Here is a 21,782-nt window from a genome sequence, read left to right as displayed (position 1 = left end):
CCTCGCCCGGTGGTCCGGGTGAGGGCCTTCGCGCTGTTCAGAGACTCCGCGCTGTTCAGAGACCCCGTGCGGTGATGTCGCCGACGCTGGTGCTCGCGTGGATGGCGAGCTGGGCGGTGCCGCCGGCGTTCCGGAGCGAGTTGCGGATCCGGCCGTGGGAGGTGCCCGCGTCCAGGGACGCCGAGACGCCGGCGGCGGCGCCGACCTCGACCTCGCCGGCGTCGGTGCGCAGCACGACCGCGCCGCGGACCGCCTCGGCGACGCGGATGTCGCCCTTGCGGGTGCGGATCTCCGCGGGGCCGGTCACTCGGGCGATCGAGACGTCACCGGCGGCCGTGGTGAGGCGGGCGCTCGTGGTCTCGTCGAGGGTGATCGCACCGTGGTCGCTCTCGACGACGACGTCGCCGAGCCGTCCGGTGGTCCGCAGTTCGGCGCTGGCCGCCTTCACCTCGACGCGGGATCCGGCGGGCAGGTGGACCGTCACGTCGACGGTTCCGGAGGGGCCGAAGTACTGGTTCTTCGCCGAGGCTTCGACCCGCAGGACGCCGTCGCGGTACTCGACTGTCGTCTGCTCGGCGACCTTCACGTCGCGGCTCTTCGAGGCGTCCGCGGGGACGATCTCGACGGTGGTGTCGGCCCGGTCGGCGGCGACCAGGTGGATGCGTCCCGCCGGGATGGCGACGACGGCGGAGATCGGGGCGGGAGTGGTGAAGGTGGTCATGGCTGGTGTCTCCTGAGTGGTTGCCGGTCTGTTGGAAACCACCTTCGTCGGCCCGCCTGACACGGCCCGGTCACCGGGCTGACGCGGCCACTGACACGCGAAAGGCCCCCACCCGAAGGCAGGGGCCGTTGGCTTGGGCTCTAGAAGAGGGCGCTGGCCAGATCGCGGCGGGCCTTCATCACGCGCTCGTCGACCGGGTCGAAGAGGTCGAACAACGCGACCAGGTGCTCGCGGACCTTGTTGCGGTCCTCGCCCGCCGTGCGGCGGACCACGTCGATCAGGCGCTTGAACCCGGCTTCCACCTGGTTCTCCGCGATCTCGAGGTCGGCCGCGTCGAGCTGGGCCGTCAGGTCGGACGGGTCGGCGTCGGCCTTCGCGCGGGCATCGGGGTCCGCCTTCTCCGCGCGGGCGGTGAACTTCACCTGGGCCAGCGCGTTCTTCGCCAGCTCGTTGGCCGGTTCGACGTCGAGGATGCGCTCGTACGCGGCCTGCGCGGCGGCGAAGTCGCCCCGCTCGAAGGCCTCTTCCGCTTCGGTGAAGCGCGGGTCCTCCGGCTCCTCGACCGCACCGCCCGCCGCCGCGTCACGGATCCCCGGCAGCTTGTCGCGCAGGGCGTCGAGCAGCGAGTTGATCCACTTGCGGATCTCCGGCTCGGGCAGCGCGCCGGAGAAGGCGTCGACCGGCTGGCCGCCGGCGATCGCGACGATCGTCGGGATGGACTGGGCGCCGAACAGCTGCGCGATCCGCGGGTTGGCGTCGACGTCGACCTTCGCGACGACCCACGCGCCACCGGACTCGGCCGCCAACCGCTCCAGCACCGGGGACAGCTGCTTGCACGGGCCGCACCACTCGGCCCACAGGTCGACGACCACCAGCTGGTGCAGGGACCGCTCCACGACCTCGGCCTGGAAGGTCGCCTCGGTGACGTCGATCACGGCCTCGCCCGACGGCGGCGGTCCGTCGCCCGAGGGGGCAGGGGGGCCCGCGGAAGGGGCCGGCTGCTTGCGCGCCGCTTCGGCGCGGGCCTTGAGCGCGGACAAGTCGACCGCGCCGGACAGGGCGGCGGACAGGGCCGCTGACTTCGCTGCAGATCCGCGTGGTTGGGTCACGGTTCCATCCTGGCACGCGTGCCGGAGCGTTTCACCGGGTGTCCATCCCGAGCGGCGTTGCCCGCTTGGCAGGACGGCGCCGCTGGGGCAGGCTCGGCGGGTGCACATCAGGCGTGACGTGAAGGTCGGCCTGTCGATCGCGGCGGCCGCCGCCTGGATCGGCGCGGTGACGCTGCTCATCGTGCACGAACCGGACCCGGGTGCGGCCTCCCCCGCCGAACTGCGCGACCGGCTCACCGCGGCGCTCGGCGCCCGCGACTCCGACGCGCTCGCCGGCCTGCTCGACTACCCCGGCTCCGGCGGCGGCGACTTCGCGAAGAACTACGTCGGCGCGCTGGCCGGCCACGGCGTCCACGACGTGCACGTCGAGCTGGGCCCGGACGCGGCCGCACCGACCCGCGCGACGATCGCGGGCACCCTCGCCGACGGCCGGCCGTTCAGCTACCCCCTGGCGGTGACGACCGAAGACGGCCGCTGGACGATCGCCTTCACCCCGCCTCTCCCCTGACCCGCTTGAGACTCAGGCGTCGCGGAGGTGGGCTTCGATGCGGTCGACCTTCGCTTCCAGCTGGCCCTCGAAACCAGGGCGGATGTCGGCCTTCAGGACCAGGCCGACGCGGGCCGAGCCTTCGCCCGCGGCCTCGACCGCGCGCTTGACGACGTCCATGACTTGATCCCACTCGCCTTCGACGTTCGTGAACATCGCGTTGGTCGAGTTGGGCAGCCCGGACTCGCGGACCACCTTCACCGCGCGGGCGACGGCTTCGCTGACGCCGCCGTCGGGATCCCCGCCGGACGGGCTGACACTGAACGCGACGATCATGCTCGGAAGTCCCTTCTTCGGTGTTCTTTCCGCCGGTCGTGCGACACCCGCCGGTACCCGCTGGTAACTTCGCGTGTCATGAACCGTCCGCTGCCGTTCGACCCGATCGCCCGCGCGGCCCGGCTGTGGGAGGACCGCATCGGGCCCTCCGGGACCATGGCCGCGGTGACCGGGGTGATGCGGGTCCAGCAGATCATCCAGTCCGCGGTGGACGGCGCGCTCAAGCCGCACGGCCTGACCTTCGCCCGGTACGAAGCGCTGGTGCTGCTCACCTTCGCCCGCAGCGCCAGCCTGCCGATGCGGGTGATGGGCGAGCGGCTCCAGCTGCACCCCACCAGTGTCACCAACATAGTCGACCGGCTGGAGCGCGACGGGCTCGTGAAGCGCGTCCCGCACCCGACCGACCGCCGCACGACGCTCGTGGAGATCACCACCGAAGGCCGGACGCGCCGCGAGGCCGCGACCGAAGCCGTCACCGCGATCGACTTCGGGCTGAACGGGCTGACCGAGCGGCAGACCGAGCAGCTGACGGACCTGCTGACGAAGGTGCGCCGCGCCGCGGGGGACTTCACGGAGTAAGCGTTCCGTCCGCAGGGGAGCAGGGAACAGGGAACAGGGAGCAAGAAAAAGGCCCGCGCCGGAAGCGCGGGCCTTTCTCACGTCTTGGGAATCAGGCGGCGACGGGTTCCTTCACCTGGAACAGGCCGACGCCACCGTGGGACAGCCGCTGCGGGCCGTCGAGCTTGCCGTTGCGCAGCGCCCACTTCTCGAACAGCCACGTGAACAGCGGCGGGATGCTGGCGAGGAGCGCCAGGACCAGCGTCTTCGGGCGCCAGCCGAGCGGCTTCGCGACGGACAGGGAGGTCACCACGTAGAGGACGAAGATCACGCCGTGCACCATGCCGAGGACGGGAACGCCGCCTTCGTGAGAGGAGTGGACGACGTACTTGAGGAACATCCCGACCAGCAGCCCGGCCCAGGACAGGGCTTCGGCTACTGCGGCCACGCGGAACACTAGAGCGGCCTTGCTGGACACTTCTTCCTCCTGTGGGGTCTCACCACGTTGGTTCGTGACATGACAAACGTCCGACTGCACCGTCCAAGGCGGACTGCCTGTGGACGTCAACGGCGCTGTCGGACGTGCGGATACCAGTGTGAGGCGTGACGGCGCTCACCGGAACACCGGGGCCCGTGACGATGCTCACGGCCGTGGTCCACTGTGGTCTGGACCACGGCCGCAAGCGTCGGCCGTTACCCGGCGCAGGGCGAAGGCGGCGCGGACGACGGTGACGTCGCCCACGTCGCCTCCGCGGCGTCCGCGGTGAGGGAAAACTGCAGCGTGGCGCCGTGCTTCAGCTGATCGAAGCCGACGTACACGCGGTCGCTCGGCTTCGCGCCGACCTTGAGTCCCGAGACGTACTGCAGCTTCGCGCCGTCCGCGCCCGGCGCCTGGATCGTGACGTCCCGCCCGTTCTCCAGGTGCAGGACGGATTTCGCGAATCGCGGAGCGTTGAGCACGAAGTTCCCAGTCCCTGGGACGGCGGGATAGAGGCCGAGGGCGCTGAAGACGTACCAGGCCGACATGGTGCCGAGGTCGTCGTTCCCGGTGACGCCGTTGGGCGCGTTGGTGAACAGCGTGTGCGCCGCCCGCACGACCGTCGACGTCTTCGACGGCTGCCCGGTGAGCGCGTACATCCACGGCGAGTGCAGGTCCGGCTCGTTGTTGGGGTTGTAGCGGAACTGGTCGTAGTAGTCGTACGGGCCGACGACCCAGTTCTCGCGCACCGCCGTCGCCGGATTCTTCACCAGTTCGTCGTAGGCGAAGAAATCGTCCAGACGCTTGCCGGTGGCCGCCGGGCCGCCCATCCGGTCGACGAGCCCGGGCACGTCCTGCTGGACCAGCCACTGGTACTGCCAGGCCGTGCCCTCGTGGAAGCCGTCCTGACTCTGCGGGCTGTACGGCTTGTCGGCGGGCGTGAACCACGCGCCGCCGAGGACCTTCGGGCGGAAGAAGCCGGTGAAACCGCGGTCGGTCAGGCTTTCGTCCCACAACGTCCGGTACGTCCGGCCTTTTGCGGCCAGCGCCGCCGCGTCGTCCTTCTTGCCGAGTGCGGCCGCCATGACCGACAGCGAACAGTCACCGAGCGCGTACTCGAGGGTGGCCGACGCGCCGTGGTTCGGGTCGGTGTCCTGGCCTTTCTTCGGGAAGTCCGGGTCGTACTGGACGAACCCGTCCTTCTGGTAGCTCGCGTTGCCCGAGCGCCCCTGGAACGGCGACGACGCGGGCGGGATCTCGCGCGAGTTCTGCAGCAGCGCCTGGTACGCGTGCATCTCCTCGCCAGACAGCGCGCCGAAGCGCCACAGGTCGACCAGGAACGGCGTGACCGGGTCGCCGGTCATCGTGTTCGTCTCCTGGCTCGCGTACGCCCATCGCGGCAGCCAACCGCCCTGGTCGTGGATGGCGAGGATGCTCTTCGCGATGTCCTTCGCGCGGCTGGGCCGCAGCAGAGCCAGGAGCTGGTTCTGCGAGCGGTAGGTGTCCCACAGCGAGAAGAAGTCGTAATACGTCCAGCCGACCGCGCGGTGGATCTTCTTGTCGAAGCCGTAGTAGCGCCCGTCGGCGTCGTTGGCCGTCAGCGGCTGCAGCAGCGCGTGGTAGAGGGAGGTGGAGAAGACCGTGCGGTCGTCCGGCGTGCCACCCTTGATGTCCACAGTGGACAGCTCACGCCGCCAGGTGCGTTGCACGGCGTCTTTGGCCGCGTCGAACGACCGGACGCGCTCGGCCGCCAGGTTCACGCGGGGTCCGGCCGCGTCCACCTGGGAGATCGCGGTGGTCGCCGTGACCTGGCCACCACCCGCGAAGGTCAGCCACGCGCCACGCAGGCCCGCGCCACCTTCGGAGGAACGGGAGCCGGGCGTGCCGCCGGTCGGCGACCACGTGCCGAACGTCTTGAACGGCTTGTCGAACTTCGTCGTGAAGTACGTCGTGTACGGCTTGCCGCCGCAGAACGCCTGGGACTCCACAGTGCCCTCGACGGTCCGGTCGTCGACCACGCGGATGCTGCTGCCTGTCACCGGCTCCTTGTCGTTCGCCTGCCCGACGTTGACGAAAACGTTGGCATCACCGGGTTTCGTGAAGGTATACCGCTCGACACCGGCGCGGGTCGCCGCGGTCGTCTCGACGTCGACGCCGCCGTAGCCGGTCAGGTGGACCTTGTAGTAGCCGGGTTTGCCGACTTCGCCGTCGTGGGTGAACGGCGAGGCGTACTGCTTCTGGTCGAAGGTGGCCGGGCGAGCCGTGTCGAACGCCTTGCCCGGGCCCACTTCCCCGGTCGTCGGCAGGGTCGAGACCAGGCCGCCCTGCTCCCAGCAGCCCGCGCCGGACAGGAAGAAGTGCCCGAAGCCGCGGATCGCGGTGTCGGTGTAGCGGTAGCCGGCGTAGTGCGAGGTGATCGGGCTGACCTGCGTCATCCCGAACGGCGCCGAGGCACCCGGGAACGTGTTGCCCTCGTCCTGCGTGCCGATGAACGTGTTGACGGCCTCAAGGGCATCGCCACCGGCCGCGACTGCGACGGCGGGACTCACCCCGGTCGCCACCACGGCGAGCGCCAGCGCACCCGCCAAAACCTTGCTGCTCACAGCTTTCCTCCCTGGAAAGCCGTGAATGGCACATTGAGGGACTTGAATTCCCTCAATGTGCCATTCACGGACTTGGAACTACGCGCCGACGGCGATCGCGAAAACGTGCAGGGCGCCGCCGCTGACATTCGAAGGCAGCGTCACGCTCGCCACGGTCTTGCCCGCATCGAGGGTGATCGGGTTGGTACCGAACACCATCGTGCGGATCTGCTGCGGGTCGCCGCCCGAGGCGTTGCGGTACGGCGTGGACAGCACGATCCGGTTGCCGAACGACGGCTGCGCGTTCCCGCCGCCGAGGGTCCAGTCGGAGAACCCGATGGTGGCGGTGGACCTGCTGCCGTCGGTGTAGGTGACCGTCAGCGTGCCGGACGCGTTGCCGTTCGACGCCGAGCCGAGCAGCGCGAGCCGTCCGGAGCCGCTCACGTTCACCGTCTGCCCGGAAGCGATCACGTTGTCCGGGTCGCCGGCCGGGAACGACGGCCAGGTGAACCCGAGACCGTCACTGGTGACCGTCGCGCCCGGGGCGGCCCCGGCCGCGGCCAGCGCGTCGGCGGAGTAGCTCCAGCCGCCGCCGTCGAAGTTCGCCGCGGTGGGCTTCGAGTCGGGCGAAATGCCGGCGTTGTTCACCGTGGCCGGCCAGCTGTTCGGCTGGGCCACGAGCACGGTCAGCACGGCCTGCGAAGAGGCCACGCCGGGCGCGGAGAACGTCACCGGGATGCGGCGCGGGCCGTCGGCCAGCCCCGCGGGGACCGAAACCGTCAGCTCCACCTGGGCTTTGCCCGCGGCGGGCACGGCGATGCCGCCGGTCGCCGGGGCCAGCGTGATCCCGTCCGCGCTGCCCGCCGAGTACGTCCAGGTCCGGGCCGTACCCGAGAGGTCCTGGACGCCGACCGAGACCTTGGACGTCGACCCCGACGGCGTCACCGCCCGCGCCGGGTTCACGAACGACAGGCTCGGCTTCTCCTGGTCGCGGAAGGACGGCGGCGCGTCGGCCGGCGCGCTGCCCCACGCGGTCGGGGCCGCCGACAGCGTGTAGTCCAGGGTGCCGCCCGTGGACACCAGAGCCTCCGGCATCCACGCCTTCGCCGCGGCCCCGCCGTTGACCTTCAGGCCCGCGATGTAGTCGCCGGTCCCGGACGTCGTGACGGTGATCTTCTTGCCCGCGCCGGTGGTCAGCACGGCCTTCGGGAACAGCGGCGTGTTGAGCACGAACTCGGCGCGGCCCGGGATCTCCGGGTAGATGCCGAGCGCGGCCCAGACGTACCACGACGACATCTGGCCGAGGTCGTCGTTGCCGATCAGGCCTTCGGGACGCGGGTTGTACAGCTCGTTCATCGAGCGCCGGACGATCGACTGCGTCTTGGCCGGCGCGCCCGCGTAGGAGTACACCCACGGCGCGTTCGAGTTCGGCTCGTTGCCCATGAACGCGTACGGCAGCTGCGTACCCGCGTTGAGCTGGGTGAAGAAGGTGTCCAACCGGGACTGGGCCGCGGTGCTGCCGCCGAACGCGGTGACCAGGCCACCGAGGTCGTAGGGCACCATCCAGTCGTACTGGGCGCCGTTGCCCTCGACCCAGCCCTCGGAACTCGCTGGGTCGTACGTGCCGGCGAAGGAGCCATCGGCGTTGCGCGGCTGCAGGTGGCCGGTGCCCGGGTTGTAGAGGTTCTGCCAGTTCTGCGCGCGCTTCATGAACGTCGTGTACGTCGCGGAGTCGCCGATCCGCTTGGCGAACTGGGCGATGGCGAAGTCCGCGCTGGTGTACTCGAGGGTGTCGGCACCGGCGCCCGGGACGTACCCGAGGGTCTGGTAGTCCTCGAGGCCCGGCCGCTCGGTGTAGCCCTGCGTCGGCTGCGTGGCGCCCTTGATCATGAGCAGCAACGCCTTCTGGGCGTCGAAGTCACGCGCGCCGAACGCGTACGCGCCGGCCACGATGATGTGGTACGGGTCGCCGTTCATCACGCCGGTGTAGTCGTTGGCGACCGTCCAGCGGTCCCACGAGCCGCCCTGCTCCGCGTAGGCCATCATCGACCGGACGATGTCGGAGGTCTCCTTCGGCGCGATCGTCGCCAGCAGCGGGGTCTCGGAACGGTAGATGTCCCAGCCGGAGAAGTTGGTGTACATCGCGTGGCCCTTGTCGGCCTTGTGGATGCGGCCGTCGAAGCCGGGGTACTGACCGTCCACGTCGGAGAAGACGTTCGGCTGGATCAGCGAGTGGTACAGCGACGTGTAGAACGTCGTCTGGTGCTCGTCGGAACCGCCGGTGACGGCGATCTTGCCGAGCTGGTCGTTCCACGCCTTCCGCGCGGCCGCGGCGACCGTGTCGAACGGCTTCTTGGTGTTCTCGGCCTTGAGGTTCGCCTTCGCGCCGTCAACGGACACAAAGGACAGTCCCACCTGGACGTTCACCTGCGCGCCGTTGAGGTTCGCGAAGGTGACGTACCCGCCGCTGCCCGGGCCGGACACGGTGGTGTCCTGCGGCTTCGCCTTGGCCGGGCGCGCGATCGACGCGCCGACGCCGTTGGGCTGCGCGACCTTCGCCTTGGCCCCGCCGGTCTCGGCGGCCTTGTTCGGGGTCACGGCACCGTTCTTCCAGGTGCCGATCGACGCGAACGGCGTGTCGAACTTCGCCGAGAAGTAGACGCGGTAGCTGTTGCGTGCCCCGCAGAACCGGCCGCTGGTCGCCCAGCCGCTGATGGTGTCCTTGCCGATGGTGATCGACGCGTCGTCGGTGCCGTTGACCGAGCCGGACGTGTTGACCAGCAACGTCGAGGACGCCCCCGCCGGGTAGGTCAGGCGGGCCGAGCCGGTGCGCTGGGTCGCGCTCAGCTCGACCTTCGCGCCGCTGTCGAGGGTGACGTCGTAGGCGCCCGCCGTCGCGTGTTCGTTGGTGTGCGAGAACTTGGACGTGTAGTGGGACGGGTCCGTGGCCGGGGACGTCGTCACTTCACCGACATAAGGGATGAACGGGATGTCCTCATAGGTCGAGCAGCCCGCGCCCGAAAGGTGCGTCAGGCTGAACCCGGTCAGGGCGTTGTCGTCGTAGAAGTAGCCGCCGGGCTGGGACTTCACCGTGTCCGGGCTCCACTGGACCATGCCGAACGGCACGACCGCCCCCGGGAACGTGTTGCCGGCACCGCCCCCGGTGCCGTGGTCGGCCCCGCCGGGCCGGGTGCCCACGAAGGGGTTGACCCACTTCGCGTAGTCGGTGCTGGTTGCTGCCACAGCGGGCACAGCGGGAGCCACCGCCGCGGTCACCGCCAGGGTCAGGAAGGTCAAACCGGCTCTTAAGCGCGCTCGCGCCATGGCCATCGCCTCTCCACCTCGTCAGCGCGACCAGAAACGGTGTCATGACAACCTTGTCGCGCAGTCGGTCGAACCGGGTCACCTTGGGCAGCGGCTCACCAAGCCGTCAAGGGTGTGGTCAAGACCTGTCCACTTCCGGACAGGGTGCTCAGCCGTCTGTCCTACGACGCCGGTAGCCGAATCGGCACAATCCGCGTTCGGGGCGTTGACAAGCCCGGGGGACGTGGCGTTCAATCCCCGTCACTATGACAACGTTGTCTCCTCTCGGCCGGGACTCCGGCAGCACGCGCACCGCGAGCAGACGAGCCACGATGAGCGACGTGGCCCGGCTGGCGGGCGTGAGCATCAAGACCGTGTCCCGCGTGGTCAACGACGAACCGGCCGTGCACCCGGACACCGCCGAGCGGGTCATGGCGGCCATCGAGCAGCTGGGGTTCCGGCGGAACCTGGGCGCGCGCAACCTGCGCCGCGGGTCCACCACCGGCACCATCGGGCTGATCGTCGAGGACGTCGGCAACCCCTTCTACTCCGAGCTGAACCGCGCGGTCGAACGCATCGCGACGTCGTTCGGGCGCCAGGTGCTCACCGGCTCGTCCGAGGAGAACTCCGACCGCGAGCGCGAGCTCGTGCTGGAGTTCTGCGCGCGGCGGGTGGACGGAATCCTCGTCGTCCCGGCCGGTCTCCAGCATGGCTACCTGGTGCCGGAGATGCGCGCGGGCACGCCGGTGGTGTTCATCGACCGCCCGGCCGGCGACATCGTGGCCGACACGGTCCTGGTCGACAACCTCGGCGGCACCGTCGAAGCCGTCACGCACCTGGCGAAGCACGGGCACCGGCGGATCGCGTTCCTCGGCGACAGCCCGGACATCTTCACCGCGGCCGAGCGCCTGCGCGGGTTCCGCGAAGGCTGCGTGCGCAACGGCATCTCCTACGACGAGTCCCTGGTCTCGATGGGGACACCGACGCCGGAGTCGATCGGCCACGCCGTCAAGCGGCTGCTGCACGGCCCGGACCCGGCCACCGCGGTGATCGCCGGCAACAACCGGATCGCCGTGCACCTGCTGCGCACGCTGGCCCACGCCGACAAGCGCCCGGCGATGGTGGGCTTCGACGACTTCGAGCTGGCGGACCTGCTGAACCCGCCGGTCACCGTGGTCGCGCACGACGTGAGCGCGCTGGGCCACGCCGCGGCCGAGCTGCTCTTCGCCCGCGTCCAAGGAGACCAGTCCCCGCCGAGAAAGGTAGTCCTGCCCGTGCATCTCGTCGCCCGCGGTTCCGGTGAGGCCGCCCCGTGACCCTCGAACCGATCCGGCTGCCCGCCAACCAGCCGCCGCAGTTCTACCGCGGGGGCGACGCCATCGCGGCACTGCGCGGCGCATCGCCGGACAAGAAGTCCGGTCCGGAGGACTGGGTCGCTTCGGCGACCACGATGTTCGGCCGGGAGACCACCGGGCTGACCCGGCTGCCGGACGGCGCCTGGCTGCGCGACGCCGTCGAGGCGAACGCGAACGGCTGGCTCGGCGCGAAGCACGTCGAGGCACTCGGGACGTCGACCGGGCTGCTGGTGAAGCTGCTCGACGCGGGCCAGCGGCTGCCCGTGCACTTCCACCCGGACGACGCGTTCGCGAAACGGCACTTCGACTCCCACTTCGGCAAGACCGAGGCGTGGATCGTCGTGGGCACCTACGGCGACGACCCGCGCGTCTACCCGGGTTTCAAGGAGACGCTGTCGAAGGCGACGGTGTCCGAGTGGACGCGCGAGCAAGATGTCCCGAGCATGCTGGGCGCGTTGAACAGCATCCCGGTGTCCGCCGGCGACACCGTCTACATCCCGGCCGGGCTGCCGCACGCGATCGGCGAGGGCGTGTTCGTCGTCGAACTGCAGCAGCCGACCGACTTCTCGCTCACCATCGAGTGGCGGGACTTCCTCGCGTCGCCGGAGAAGGGCCACCTCGGGATCGGCTTCGACACCGCGATCGAGGCCCTCGACACCTCCGGCTGGGACGTTGAACGTCTCGAGACCATCATCAAGCGCACCGCGGGCGACCCCGCGGCCACGGTGGACCTCCTGGCCGGCGGATCGGAGCGGTTCTTCCGAGCCGAACAGCTGCGTACGGACAAGCTGACAACGTTGTCACTCGACCCGTCATTCGCGGTCCTGGTCGTCCTCGACGGCGAAGGCACCCTGCGCACCGAGCACGGCGGCGAACACGCGCTGACGAAGGGCGACACCTACGTCGTCCCGTTCGACGCCGGCCAGACCGAGCTGTCCGGCACCGCGACGGTGATCCGCTGCCGCCCGCCGGCGCCGGAAGAGAGGCACCGATGAGCGAAATCCTCCTGGACGCGGTCGAGGTGACCAAGCACTACGGATCCGTCGAAGCCCTGCGGGGCGCGTCGTTCCAGGCCCGCGCCGGCGAAGTGACGGCGTTGATCGGCGACAACGGCGCCGGGAAGTCCACTTTGGTCAAATGCCTCTCCGGCGCGGAGCAGCCGATGTCGGGGAAGATCCTCCTCGACGGCGCCGAGGTGCACTTCGACTCGCCGACCACCGCGCGGCGCCTGGGTATCGAGACCGTCTACCAGGACCTCGCCGTCGCACCCGAGCTCGACCCGGCGGCGAACCTGTTCCTCGGCCGCGAAATCCACCGCAAGGGCATCCTCGGCAAGCTCGGCATGCTCGACAAGAACGAGATGCGGCGGCGGGCCGTCGAAGAGTTCCAGCGGCTCGGCGTGACGCTGCAGAGCACCGACGTCCCGATCGGCTCGCTGTCCGGCGGCCAGCGCCAGAGCGTCGCGGTCGCGCGTTCGGTCGTGTGGGCGTCGAAGGTCGTGTTCATGGACGAGCCGACGGCGGCGCTCGGCGTCGTACAGCGCGAGCGCGTGCTCGACGTCATCAAGAAGGTGCGCGACAAGGGCATCGCCGTCGTGCTGATCAGCCACAACATGCCCGAGGTGCTGTCGGTCGCCGACCGCGTCGAGGTGCTGCGGCTGGGCAAGCGCGTCGCCCGGTTCACCGGCTCGGACACGAAGCTCGAAGACCTCGTCGCCGCGATGACCGGCGCGCTCGTCCAAGAGGAGGCCGCGTGACCGTGTCCACTCCCCGGAAGGACATCCAGGAATCCCCCGAGGCGGGCTTCGGCAAGCGGCCGCTGGGCAAACGCCTGGTCGAGGCCAACACGTTCTGGATCGGGCTGGTCCTGCTGGCCCTGGTCGTGCTGTTCAGCGTGATCGCGCCGGACACCTTCCCGACGCTGTTCACCTTCCAGACGCTGTTCATCGAGTCCTCCGTCCTGCTCATCCTTTCCGTCGGCATGACGTTCGTGATCATCACGTCGGGCATCGACCTCTCGGTCGGCTCGGTGCTGATCCTCTCCGGCATGGTCGGGGGCAAGACGATGGAGGCGTTGTCCGGCGGCGACGCGTCGCAGGCGGGCTGGGGCGTGATCGTCGTCGGGCTCGTGGTCGCCGTGGTCACCGGCACGATCTGGGGCCTGATCAACGGCGCCCTCGTCGCGCTGGCGAAGCTCCCGCCGCTGATCGTCACGCTCGGCACCATGGGCGCTTCCCTGGCCACCGCCTACCTGCTCAACGGCGGCTCGGACCTGCGCACCGTGCCGGCCGCCCTCACCCGGACCCTCGGCTACGGCACGTCCTTCGGCGTCGTGCCGAACCTGGTGATCGTGGCGATCGTGATCACCGTGATCGGGGCGTGGCTGCTGCGGACGACGAAGTTCGGCCGGTACACGTTCGCGGTGGGCTCCAACGCCGAGGGCGCGCGCCGGGTCGGCATCGGCGTCACCGCCCACCTGCTGAAGGTGTACACGCTCACGGGTTTCCTGGCCGGGATCGCCGGGTTCCTGTCGCTGGCCTACTACAACTCGACGACCATCTCCGGGCACACCACCGACAACCTCAACGCCATCGCCGCGGTCGTGATGGGCGGCACCAGCCTCTTCGGCGGCGTCGGCACGATCCTGGGCACGGTGATCGGGGTGTTCATCCCCGCGGTGCTGCGCAAGGGCTTCAACATCATCCACGTCCAGGACTTCTGGCAGATGTTCATCGTCAGCTGGGTCCTGATCGCCGCGGTCTGGTTCGACCAGCGGCGCCGCCGTCGCCGCAACTCCCGCTGATTTCCCCGAGTACGAAGAGGTGCTTACGAATGAAGCTGACCAAGACTCTCACCGCCATGGGTGCCGCGGTCTCCGCCGCCGCCCTGCTCACCGCGTGCGGGTCCGGCACGGTCGGGCAGACCGGGTCCGGTGACTCGGCCAAGCCGGTCGGCGGCAAGAAGCTGGCGCTGATCCCCGGCGTGCAGGCCGAGCCGTTCTACATCTCGCTGCAGTGCGGTGCGGAGGCCGAGGCGAAGAAGCTCGGCTACGAGCTGACCACGCAGGCACCGCAGAAGTTCGACGCTCCCCTGCAGACCCAGCTGGTCAACGCCCTCGGCTCGAACCCGCCGGCGGCGTTGCTCATCGCGCCGACCGACGACACGGCGATGCTCGCGCCGATCCAGCAGGTCAAGGCCCGCGGCGCCAAGATCGTCGAGGTCGACACCGCGCTCAAGGACACGAGCGTGGCCGCGTCGTCCGTCTCGTCCGACAACACCGCGGGCGGGAAGCTCGCGGCGCAGACGATGGCGAAGCTCGCGGCCGGCAAGAGCGGCTCGGTCCTGGTGCTCGACACGATCGCCGGCACGTCGACCACGGCCGCCCGCGCCAAGGGCTTCGAAGACGAGCTGAAGAACACCCCGAACCTGAAGTCGATCGGCGTCCAGTTCACCCAGAACGAGCCCGACCAGGCCGCGGCCAAGGTGACGGCCGCCCTGTCGTCGACCCCGGACCTCGTCGGCATCTTCGCGACCAACCTCAACACCGGCGAAGGCGCGGCGACCGGCCTGCGCAACGCGGGCAAGGTCGGCGCGGTCAACCTGATCGGCTTCGACGCCAGCCCGTCCGAGGTCGAAGGCCTGAAGAACGGCCAGTACCAGGCCCTGATCGCCCAGGACCCGGCGTCGATCGGCACTCAGGGCGTCCAGCAGGCCGTCGCGGACGTCGAGGGCAAGGCGGTGACGCGGAACCTGACCGCGCAGCTGCACTCGATCACCAAAGCCGACATGGACGCCAACTCGCAGTACTTCTACAAGCAGAGCTGCTGACCGCCCGCGGAGCCGCACTCGCGTGGTGCGGCTCCGTCCGTCAGCGCCCTATGAGAGCTGTGCGTCTCGATCGCTACCCGCTTCACCAGGGCTTTTCACCGCCCGTAGTCGGTTACTACCGGTTACCGCGGTGAGGGAACCGCTCACCGCAGGGCCCGTTCCCCCGATCCGGTGTCTGGCGTCACACTCACTTGCACATGCAGATGCATCAGCACCTGCATGATCGCAGGGAGGGTGCGATGAACTACGAGCGGCCGGCGATGCACCGGACGATCTTCGCCGTGGACGTCGAGGGCTACGGCGACCAGCACAGGACGACCCCACACCGCCTGGCGTTGCGCGACGGGCTGTACCGCGCGCTGTCCCGGGCGTTCGACGACGCCGGCGTCCCCTGGACGGACTGCCAGGACCAGGACTGCGGCGACGGCGTCTTCGTCCTCGCCCCACCGGAGATCCCGAAAGGGCCCTTCGTCGAGTTCCTGCCCACCGCCCTCGCCGTGGCGCTGCACCGGCACAACCGGACGCACCCCGCCGGGGCGCGGATCCGGCTGCGGATGGCACTGCACGCGGGCGAGGTCGCCTACGACGACCACGGCGTCACCGCACCGGCGATCAACCAGGTGTTCCGGCTCCTGGCGGCCCCGCCGCTGAAGCAGGCGCTCAAGTCCTCGAACGGCGTGCTCGCGCTGATCACGTCGGCGTGGTTCTTCGACGAGGTCGTGCGGCACAGCGAGGGACTCGACCCGACGACCTTCCGGCCGGTGCGGGTGGCGGTGAAGGAGACCCGCACGACCGGTTGGGTCTCCCTGCCCGACCGGCCGTACCCGGCCGACGCGAGCCTCCTGGCCGAGGAGCCGCCGCCCGCCCCGGTGACGGCGATGGACGACTACCGCATCTGGCGCTGGTTCCGCCGCCACGCCCAGGTGCTGACCGACCGGGAGGACGCGGCTTGGCCGTAGGATCTGTTCCCCTGGACACCGCTGCCGAGGGGAGGCCGCTCACCGTGCACCTGCGCCCGGCGTCCCGCGCCGACCCGCTGCCGGTGCTCGCCGCCGCCCGCCGGATCACCGACGACCTGCGCGACGGCCTGTCCGGCACTCGCGCCCGCCGCGCCGCGCATCGCCTGCGCCGGCTGTTCGGCTTCCCCGGCCTCGGCCTCACCGACCTGTCCGGCGCACTGCTGTGGTCCGGACGGCCGGGGCCCGACGACGCCGTCGCTTCGGTGCTCGAAGGCGTGTTGCACACCGAGGAACCCGGCTCCGCGCCGGACGTCCTCGGGCTGCCGCTGCACGTCCGCGACGAACTCGCCGGGGCGCTGCTGGTCGTGGGCGACGTCCGGGACGCGGTCGCGGGCGAGGCCGCGGACCTCGTCGTCCAGGCCCTCGAACGAGCCCGGCTCGAGGCGTCGGCGGAACAGGCCGCGCAGGCCGAACTGCGGGCGCTGCGGGCGGAGATGTCCCCGCACTTCGTCTACAACGCGCTCACGGTCATCGCGTCGCTGGTGCGCTCGGACCCCGACCGGGCCCGCGACCTCATGCTCGACTTCGCCGACTACACCCGCTACAGCCTCGCCCGGCACGGCGAATACACCGTCGTCGCCGAGGAGTTCCGCGCGATCGAGACGTACCTGGCGCTGCAGAAGGCGGTGCTCGGCGAACGGCTGCGCGTCCAGGTGCGGGTCGCGCCGGAGATCCTCGCCGTCGCCGTCCCGTACCTCGTGCTGGAACCCCTGGTGGAGAACGCGATCCGGCACGGCATCGAGCCGCGGTCGGGCACCGGGCAGGTCCACGTGCACGGCCAGGCGGAAGGGAACGACTGCGTGATCTTCGTCGAGGACGACGGGGTCGGCATGGATCCGAAGCGGGCGGCGGACCTCCTCGCCGGCCGCGTCGGGGAGGACGACCCGGCCGGTCTCGGACTGGCCAATGTGGACAGACGGTTGCGGGACGTCTACGGCGCCTGGTACGGCCTCACGGTGGAGACCGAGGTCGGCGCGGGCACCCGGGTCGTCGTGCGGGTGCCGCGGTTCCAGCCGGGGGTGCTGCCGTGACCGGCCTGCGCGTCCTCGCCGTCGACGACCTGCCACCGGCCCTGGACGAGCTCTGCCGCATGCTCGGCGAAGCGCCCGATGTCGGCGAAGTCGTCGGCGCGGCCGACGCGCTGAAGGCATTGAAGCTGCTGCAGGCCGACCGCTTCGACGCGGTGTTCCTCGACATCTCGATGCCGGGCCTCGACGGTCTCGAACTCGCGTCCCTGCTGGCGAAGCTGAGCGAGCCGCCGGTGATCGTGTTCGTCACGGCGCACGACGGGCACGCGGTGGCGGCATACGGAATCGGCGCCGTCGACTACCTGCTCAAACCGGTCCGCGCCGAACGGCTTTCGGCGGCGTTGGCGAAGGTGCGGCGGATGGCGGCACCGGCGTCGCGCCCGACCCCGGACGCGATGGCCGCGCTCCCGGTCGAGTCGGGCGGACGCACCCGGTACGTCCGCCGCGACGACGTCCTGTTCGTCGAGGCCCACGGCGACTACGTCCGGCTGCACACCCGCGGCGGCGTGCACCTGGTGCGGATGCCGATCTCGCGGCTCGAGGAGTACTGGGAGGGCACCGGATTCAGCCGGGTCCACCGCGGGTTCCTGGTGGCGGTGGGAGCGGTACTGGAGCTGCGCAGCGACACCGCGGGCGGCCTGCTGGCCCACACCGAGGCCGGCGACGTCCCGGTCAGCCGGCGCCACGCCCGCGACCTGCGCGACAGGTTGCTGGAAGCCGCCCAGCGCGGCCAGCTCGGCCCGGGCGCGCGATGAGCAAGATCCGCCGTGTGGCCGTGACCAGCCCGCAAACCCGGCTCGCGCACGCACGGCGCCGGTCACGCGGCCGCTGGCGCCAGACGCGGCTGCCCGCGGGCGACACCCAGCGCGCCACGGCGCTGTACCGCGCGCAACGACGTCACGGCGTGCCCGCGCTGGCGCTGATGTTCGCGCTGCTGCTCGGCCTGCCCGGGATCTTCGCGGCGTTCCCCGGCCTGGACTCCGTGCGGCTGCTGGGGATTCCGCTGTCGTGGCTGATGCTGGCGGTCCTGCCGTACCCGGCGATGGCCCTGCTGGCCCGCTGGCAGCTCCGCCGCGCCGAACGCCTCGAGGACGACCAGTGACCTCCGAGTCCGTGAATGGCACATTGAGGGACTTGACGTCCCTCAATGTGCCATTCACGGACTTCGATGGCAGGACCGGCTAGTGGGAGTCGCGCTCGCTGTCGCACCGGTCGTGCTCGTGACGCTGCTCATCGGCGTCCGCGGGGTCGCCGCGATGCGCACGACGTCGGACTTCCTCGTGGCGTCCCGGCGGATCTCGCCGCTGGTGAACTCGGCCGCCGTCTCGGGCGAGTACCTCAGCGCCGCGTCGTTCCTCGGCATCGCCGGGCTCGTCGTCAAGGACGGCATCGGCGCGCTCTGGTACCCGGTCGGCTTCACCGCCGGCTACATCGCGATGCTCGTGCTCGTCGCCGCGCCGATGCGGCGGTCGGGCGCGCTGACCGTCCCCGACTTCGCCGAAGCCCGGCTCAACTCCCCCGCGCTGCGCCGCCTCGCCGCCGTCGTCGTGCTCGTGATCGGCACCATCTACGTCGTACCGCAGTTCCGCACCGCCGGCCTGGTGCTCGCCGCGGTCGGCGGCACCCCGTACTGGGTCGGCGTGGTGGTGGCCGGTGCCGCGGTCAGCGTCACCCTGGCCCTCGGCGGCATGCGCGCGGCGACGTACGTGCAGGCGTTCCAGTTCGTCCTGAAGCTGCTGCTGTTCCTCGTCCCGGCGATCTGGCTGGTGCTGCAGGCCGGCGCGGTCAACCGGACCGACGCGCTCAACCCCGTCGAGTTCACCCACTTCGCCCGCGAGACCCCGGTGCGGTTCGAGGTCGACGTCACCATGGAGATCCGCGAACCGACCCCCGTCCGGCGCAACGGCGTCGTCGAAACCCTGCCGCCGGGCGAATTCACCGCGCGCAGCCAGGACGAGGTCAGGTTCGCCACGGGCGCGGCCGTCCCGGCGGTCCGCGGCGGCGCCGCGCTCGGCGGCCCGGACTGGCGGCGCCCGCTGCTCGACCTCGGCGACCAGGGCTACCCGCTGCTCGGCACGTGGGCCGTCCTGGTCGCGACCATGCTCGGCACGATGGGCCTCCCGCACGTCCTCATGCGCTTCCACACCAGCCCGGACGGCCGCGCCGCGCGCCGCACCGCCGCGATCACGGTCGCGCTGCTCGGCGTCTTCTACCTCTTCCCCGGCGTCTACGGCGTGCTCGGGCGGGTCCTCGTCCCCGGGCTGTACCTCTCCGGCGCGACCGACACCGTGGTCGTCGCGCTTCCGTACCAAGTGGACAGTGGCTGGGCCGGCGGCCTGTTCACGGCGCTGCTGACGGCCGGCGCGTTCGCGGCGTTCCTGGCGACGTCGCTCGGCCTGCTGCTGGTGATGTCCGGCGCGATCGCCCACGACCTCGTGCCCGGCGAGCTGCGGCGGCTGCGGATCGCCGTGTTCGGCGTCGCCGGGGTGATGGTGCTGCTGGCGCTGCGCTCGGCAGAGCTCGACGCCGGCGTCCTGGTCACGTGGGGCTTCACCGTCGCCGCGTCGACGTTCTGCCCGCTGCTCGTGCTCGGCATCTGGTGGCCGCGGCTGACCGCGACCGGCGGGATCGCCGGGGTGCTGACCGGGCTGGTCGCGTCGTCCGGCTCGATCCTGTTCGCCCTCGCCGGGCCGCCGCTGCGCGGCTGGGTGGCGATCTTGGTGCAGCAACCGGCACCCTGGTCGGTACCCTTGGCGTTCGGCGCAATGGCGCTGGTCTCGTTGCGGGGCAGGCCACCCGCCTGGTCGACGGCGGCGATGCTGCGCCTCCACCTGGACGAACCCCGTTTGACGGGACCGCGCGACCGTTCGTCAACCGTTCGTCGTCTGACCCGGCTGTTGAGCCGCTGATTCTTCACGCGAGCCTCACGCGTCCCTACGGTGTCACAGGTCACTTTCCGCAACGTCGCAGGGAGCAGCGATGAGCACGACGGACACCGGCGGGCCCCCGGACACGTCAGAAACCATCTGGGAACGCGCGCACGAAAGCACCGAGTTCCGCGAGCTGCGCAGCCGCCTGCGCCGGTTCGTCTTCCCGATGACGGCGGTGTTCCTGCTCTGGTATCTGCTGTACGTGCTCCTCGCGGACTACGCGCACGGCTTCATGAGCACAAAGGTGTTCGGCAACATCAACGTCGGCCTGATCTTCGGCCTGCTGCAGTTCGTCTCGACGTTCGTGATCACCGGGCTGTACGTCCGGTACGCCAACCGGAAGCTCGACCCGGTCGCGGAGAAGATCCGTGAGGACATCGAAGGCGACTCTGCGAAGGAGCAGGCATGACGAACATCGCCGCGGGTGTGGAAGGCAGCAGCCCGCTCCTCAACATCATCATCTTCGCCGCCTTCGTGGTCATCACCTTGGTGATCGTGTTCCGCGCCAGCCGCAACACGAAGACGGCTTCGGACTACTACGCCGCCGGCCGCGCGTTCACCGGCCCGCAGAACGGCATCGCCATCTCGGGTGACTACCTGTCGGCGGCGTCGTTCCTCGGCATCGCCGGCGCGATCGCCATCAACGGTTACGACGGCTTCCTCTACTCCATCGGCTTCCTGGTCGCCTGGCTCGTCGCGCTGCTGCTGGTCGCGGAACTGCTGCGCAACACCGGCAAGTTCACGATGGGCGACGTCCTGGCGTTCCGGATGAAGCAGCGGCCGGTGCGGGCCGCGGCCGCGACGTCGACGCTGATCGTGTCGTTCTTCTACCTGCTCGCGCAGATGGCGGGCGCCGGCGGTCTCGTCGCGCTGCTGCTCGGCGTCGAAGGCAAGGGCGCGCAGGCACTGGTGATCGCCGTGGTCGGCGTGATCATGATCGCCTACGTCCTGATCGGCGGCATGAAGGGCACCACCTGGGTGCAGATCATCAAGGCCGCGCTGCTGATCATCGGCGCGCTCGTGATCACCCTGTGGGTGCTCGGCAAGTACGGCTTCAACTTCTCCCAGCTGCTGCAGGCCGCCGTCGACAAGGCGGGCAAGGCCGGGCAGACGCTGCTCGGCCCGGGCAAGCAGTACGGCGCCACCGGAACGTCGAAGCTGGACTTCCTCTCCCTCGGCATCGCGCTGGTGCTGGGCACGGCGGGCCTGCCGCACGTCCTGATGCGCTTCTACACCGTGCCGACGGCCCGCGACGCGCGCCGCTCGGTGGTCTGGGCAATCGTGCTGATCGGCGTGTTCTACCTGTTCACACTGGTGCTCGGCTACGGCGCCGGTGCGCTGGTCGGACCGGACACGATCAAGAAGGCGCCGGGCGGGGTCAACTCCGCGGCTCCGCTGCTCGCGCTCGAACTGGGCGGGCCGGTGCTGCTGGGCCTGATCTCCGCGGTCGCCTTCGCGACGATCCTCGCGGTGGTCGCCGGCCTGACGATCACGGCGTCGGCGTCCTTCGCCCACGACGTCTACGCGAACGTCGTCAAGCGCGGCAAGACGTCGCCGGACTCGGAGGTCAAGGTCGCCCGGATCACCGCGGTGGTGATCGGCGCCCTCGCCATCGGTGGCGGCATCCTGGCCAACGGGCAGAACGTCGCGTTCCTGGTCGCGCTGGCCTTCGCGGTCGCGGCCTCGGCGAACCTGCCGACGATCCTCTACTCGCTGTTCTGGAAGCGGTTCAACACCCAGGGCGCGCTGTGGTCGATCTACGGCGGCCTGGCCATCACGATCGTGCTGATCGTGTTCTCGCCCGCGGTGTCGGGCAAGAGCACGTCGATGATCAAGACCGCGGACTTCGCCTGGTTCCCGCTGAGCAACCCGGGCATCGTGTCGATCCCGGCCGCGTTCATCCTGGGCTGGCTGGGCACGGTCCTGTCCAAGGAGCACGACGAGAAGAAGTACGCCGAGATGGAGGTCCGCTCCCTCACCGGCGCGGGCGCCGAAAAGGCGGTCGTTCACTAGCGCACCGACCCCGAAGGCCGTCGCGAGGGTGTTCCC

The 21,782-nt window shown here is 70.3% G+C and carries 20 protein-coding genes; 14 read left to right on the top strand and 6 right to left on the bottom strand.

Features of this window, described 5'->3' with window-relative positions; all coding sequences use genetic code 11:
- Nucleotides 1-55: 55 nt before the first annotated feature.
- Both A3CE_RS0131635 and A3CE_RS0131630 read right to left on the bottom strand, forming a co-directional pair.
- A complete protein-coding gene (locus A3CE_RS0131635; protein ID WP_020644115.1) occupies nt 56-721 on the bottom strand; it encodes a DUF4097 family beta strand repeat-containing protein in 666 nt (221 codons plus the stop codon).
- A gap of 140 nt (nt 722-861) precedes the next feature.
- Complete coding sequence (locus tag A3CE_RS0131630; protein WP_020644114.1) at nt 862-1,830, bottom strand: tetratricopeptide repeat protein; 969 nt, start codon at nt 1,828-1,830, stop codon at nt 862-864.
- A 100-nt stretch (nt 1,831-1,930) separates the two neighbouring features.
- On the opposite strand from A3CE_RS0131630, the gene A3CE_RS0131625 reads away from it, so the two are divergent.
- Complete coding sequence (locus tag A3CE_RS0131625) at nt 1,931-2,338, top strand: Cif family virulence factor (protein WP_020644113.1); 408 nt, start codon at nt 1,931-1,933, stop codon at nt 2,336-2,338.
- A 12-nt stretch (nt 2,339-2,350) separates the two neighbouring features.
- Here A3CE_RS0131625 and A3CE_RS0131620 read toward each other — a convergent pair whose 3' ends face one another.
- The gene (locus A3CE_RS0131620; RefSeq protein ID WP_020644112.1) at nt 2,351-2,653 is read right to left on the bottom strand and encodes a thiamine-binding protein; all 303 of its coding nucleotides are present in this window, start codon (nt 2,651-2,653) and stop codon (nt 2,351-2,353) included.
- Nucleotides 2,654-2,731: 78 nt separating this feature from the next.
- Between A3CE_RS0131620 and A3CE_RS0131615 the strand changes: the two genes are divergently transcribed.
- Nucleotides 2,732-3,232, top strand: a complete 501-nt coding sequence (locus A3CE_RS0131615) for a MarR family winged helix-turn-helix transcriptional regulator (protein ID WP_020644111.1) — start codon at nt 2,732-2,734, stop codon at nt 3,230-3,232.
- A 91-nt stretch (nt 3,233-3,323) separates the two neighbouring features.
- On the opposite strand, the gene A3CE_RS0131610 is transcribed toward A3CE_RS0131615, so the two are convergent.
- From A3CE_RS0131610 to A3CE_RS0131600, 3 genes are all read right to left on the bottom strand, one after another.
- Nucleotides 3,324-3,689: a DUF3817 domain-containing protein gene (locus A3CE_RS0131610; RefSeq protein WP_026469069.1), complete on the bottom strand. Its 366-nt coding sequence runs from the start codon at nt 3,687-3,689 to the stop codon at nt 3,324-3,326.
- A gap of 215 nt (nt 3,690-3,904) precedes the next feature.
- The gene (locus A3CE_RS0131605; RefSeq protein WP_020644109.1) at nt 3,905-6,292 is read right to left on the bottom strand and encodes a GH92 family glycosyl hydrolase; all 2,388 of its coding nucleotides are present in this window, start codon (nt 6,290-6,292) and stop codon (nt 3,905-3,907) included.
- Between the two features lie 78 nt (nt 6,293-6,370).
- Nucleotides 6,371-9,595 carry a GH92 family glycosyl hydrolase gene (locus A3CE_RS0131600; RefSeq protein WP_084642147.1) on the bottom strand — a complete coding sequence of 1,075 codons (3,225 nt, stop codon included), beginning with the start codon at nt 9,593-9,595 and terminating at the stop codon, nt 6,371-6,373.
- 311 nt (nt 9,596-9,906) lie between these two features.
- Here A3CE_RS0131600 and A3CE_RS0131595 point away from each other — a divergent pair, with 311 nt between their 5' ends.
- The 12 genes from A3CE_RS0131595 (at nt 9,907) to A3CE_RS0131535 (ending at nt 21,746) form a co-directional block, all read left to right on the top strand.
- Nucleotides 9,907-10,890, top strand: a complete 984-nt coding sequence (locus A3CE_RS0131595) for a LacI family DNA-binding transcriptional regulator (protein WP_020644107.1) — start codon at nt 9,907-9,909, stop codon at nt 10,888-10,890.
- Complete coding sequence (locus A3CE_RS0131590) at nt 10,887-11,924, top strand: class I mannose-6-phosphate isomerase (RefSeq protein WP_020644106.1); 1,038 nt, start codon at nt 10,887-10,889, stop codon at nt 11,922-11,924. Before A3CE_RS0131595 ends, A3CE_RS0131590 begins: the two co-directional genes overlap by 4 nt.
- On the top strand, nt 11,921-12,685 hold the full coding sequence (locus tag A3CE_RS0131585) for an ATP-binding cassette domain-containing protein (protein WP_020644105.1): 765 nt from the start codon (nt 11,921-11,923) through the stop codon (nt 12,683-12,685). The genes A3CE_RS0131590 and A3CE_RS0131585 overlap by 4 nt, the downstream gene beginning before the upstream one ends.
- Nucleotides 12,682-13,731 (top strand): ABC transporter permease, encoded by a 1,050-nt coding sequence (locus A3CE_RS0131580; RefSeq protein ID WP_020644104.1) that lies wholly within the window; start codon nt 12,682-12,684, stop codon nt 13,729-13,731. Before A3CE_RS0131585 ends, A3CE_RS0131580 begins: the two co-directional genes overlap by 4 nt.
- A 29-nt stretch (nt 13,732-13,760) precedes the next feature.
- Nucleotides 13,761-14,756 (top strand): ABC transporter substrate-binding protein, encoded by a 996-nt coding sequence (locus A3CE_RS0131575; RefSeq protein WP_020644103.1) that lies wholly within the window; start codon nt 13,761-13,763, stop codon nt 14,754-14,756.
- A 239-nt stretch (nt 14,757-14,995) separates the two neighbouring features.
- The gene (locus A3CE_RS0131570) at nt 14,996-15,715 is read left to right on the top strand and encodes a type III secretion system chaperone family protein (RefSeq protein ID WP_026469067.1); all 720 of its coding nucleotides are present in this window, start codon (nt 14,996-14,998) and stop codon (nt 15,713-15,715) included.
- A gap of 44 nt (nt 15,716-15,759) precedes the next feature.
- Nucleotides 15,760-16,806, top strand: coding sequence for a sensor histidine kinase (locus tag A3CE_RS0131565; RefSeq protein WP_020644102.1), 1,047 nt, complete (start codon nt 15,760-15,762; stop codon nt 16,804-16,806).
- Nucleotides 16,803-17,558 (top strand): LytR/AlgR family response regulator transcription factor, encoded by a 756-nt coding sequence (locus A3CE_RS0131560; protein ID WP_020644101.1) that lies wholly within the window; start codon nt 16,803-16,805, stop codon nt 17,556-17,558. Before A3CE_RS0131565 ends, A3CE_RS0131560 begins: the two co-directional genes overlap by 4 nt.
- The gene (locus A3CE_RS0131555; protein WP_026469066.1) at nt 17,555-17,905 is read left to right on the top strand and encodes a hypothetical protein; all 351 of its coding nucleotides are present in this window, start codon (nt 17,555-17,557) and stop codon (nt 17,903-17,905) included. Before A3CE_RS0131560 ends, A3CE_RS0131555 begins: the two co-directional genes overlap by 4 nt.
- Nucleotides 17,906-17,987: 82 nt before the next feature.
- Nucleotides 17,988-19,712, top strand: coding sequence for a sodium/solute symporter (locus tag A3CE_RS0131545; RefSeq protein WP_020644099.1), 1,725 nt, complete (start codon nt 17,988-17,990; stop codon nt 19,710-19,712).
- A gap of 70 nt (nt 19,713-19,782) precedes the next feature.
- Complete coding sequence (locus A3CE_RS0131540; protein ID WP_020644098.1) at nt 19,783-20,142, top strand: DUF485 domain-containing protein; 360 nt, start codon at nt 19,783-19,785, stop codon at nt 20,140-20,142.
- Nucleotides 20,139-21,746 (top strand): solute symporter family protein, encoded by a 1,608-nt coding sequence (locus A3CE_RS0131535; protein ID WP_020644097.1) that lies wholly within the window; start codon nt 20,139-20,141, stop codon nt 21,744-21,746. The genes A3CE_RS0131540 and A3CE_RS0131535 overlap by 4 nt, the downstream gene beginning before the upstream one ends.
- Nucleotides 21,747-21,782: the final 36 nt, after the last annotated feature.

This window comes from Amycolatopsis balhimycina FH 1894, from assembly GCF_000384295.1.
Classification (GTDB): Bacteria; Actinomycetota; Actinomycetes; order Mycobacteriales; family Pseudonocardiaceae; genus Amycolatopsis; species Amycolatopsis balhimycina.
The sequence above is the reverse complement of the archived record's forward strand: the minus strand, read 5'-3'. Positions and strand labels throughout refer to the sequence as shown.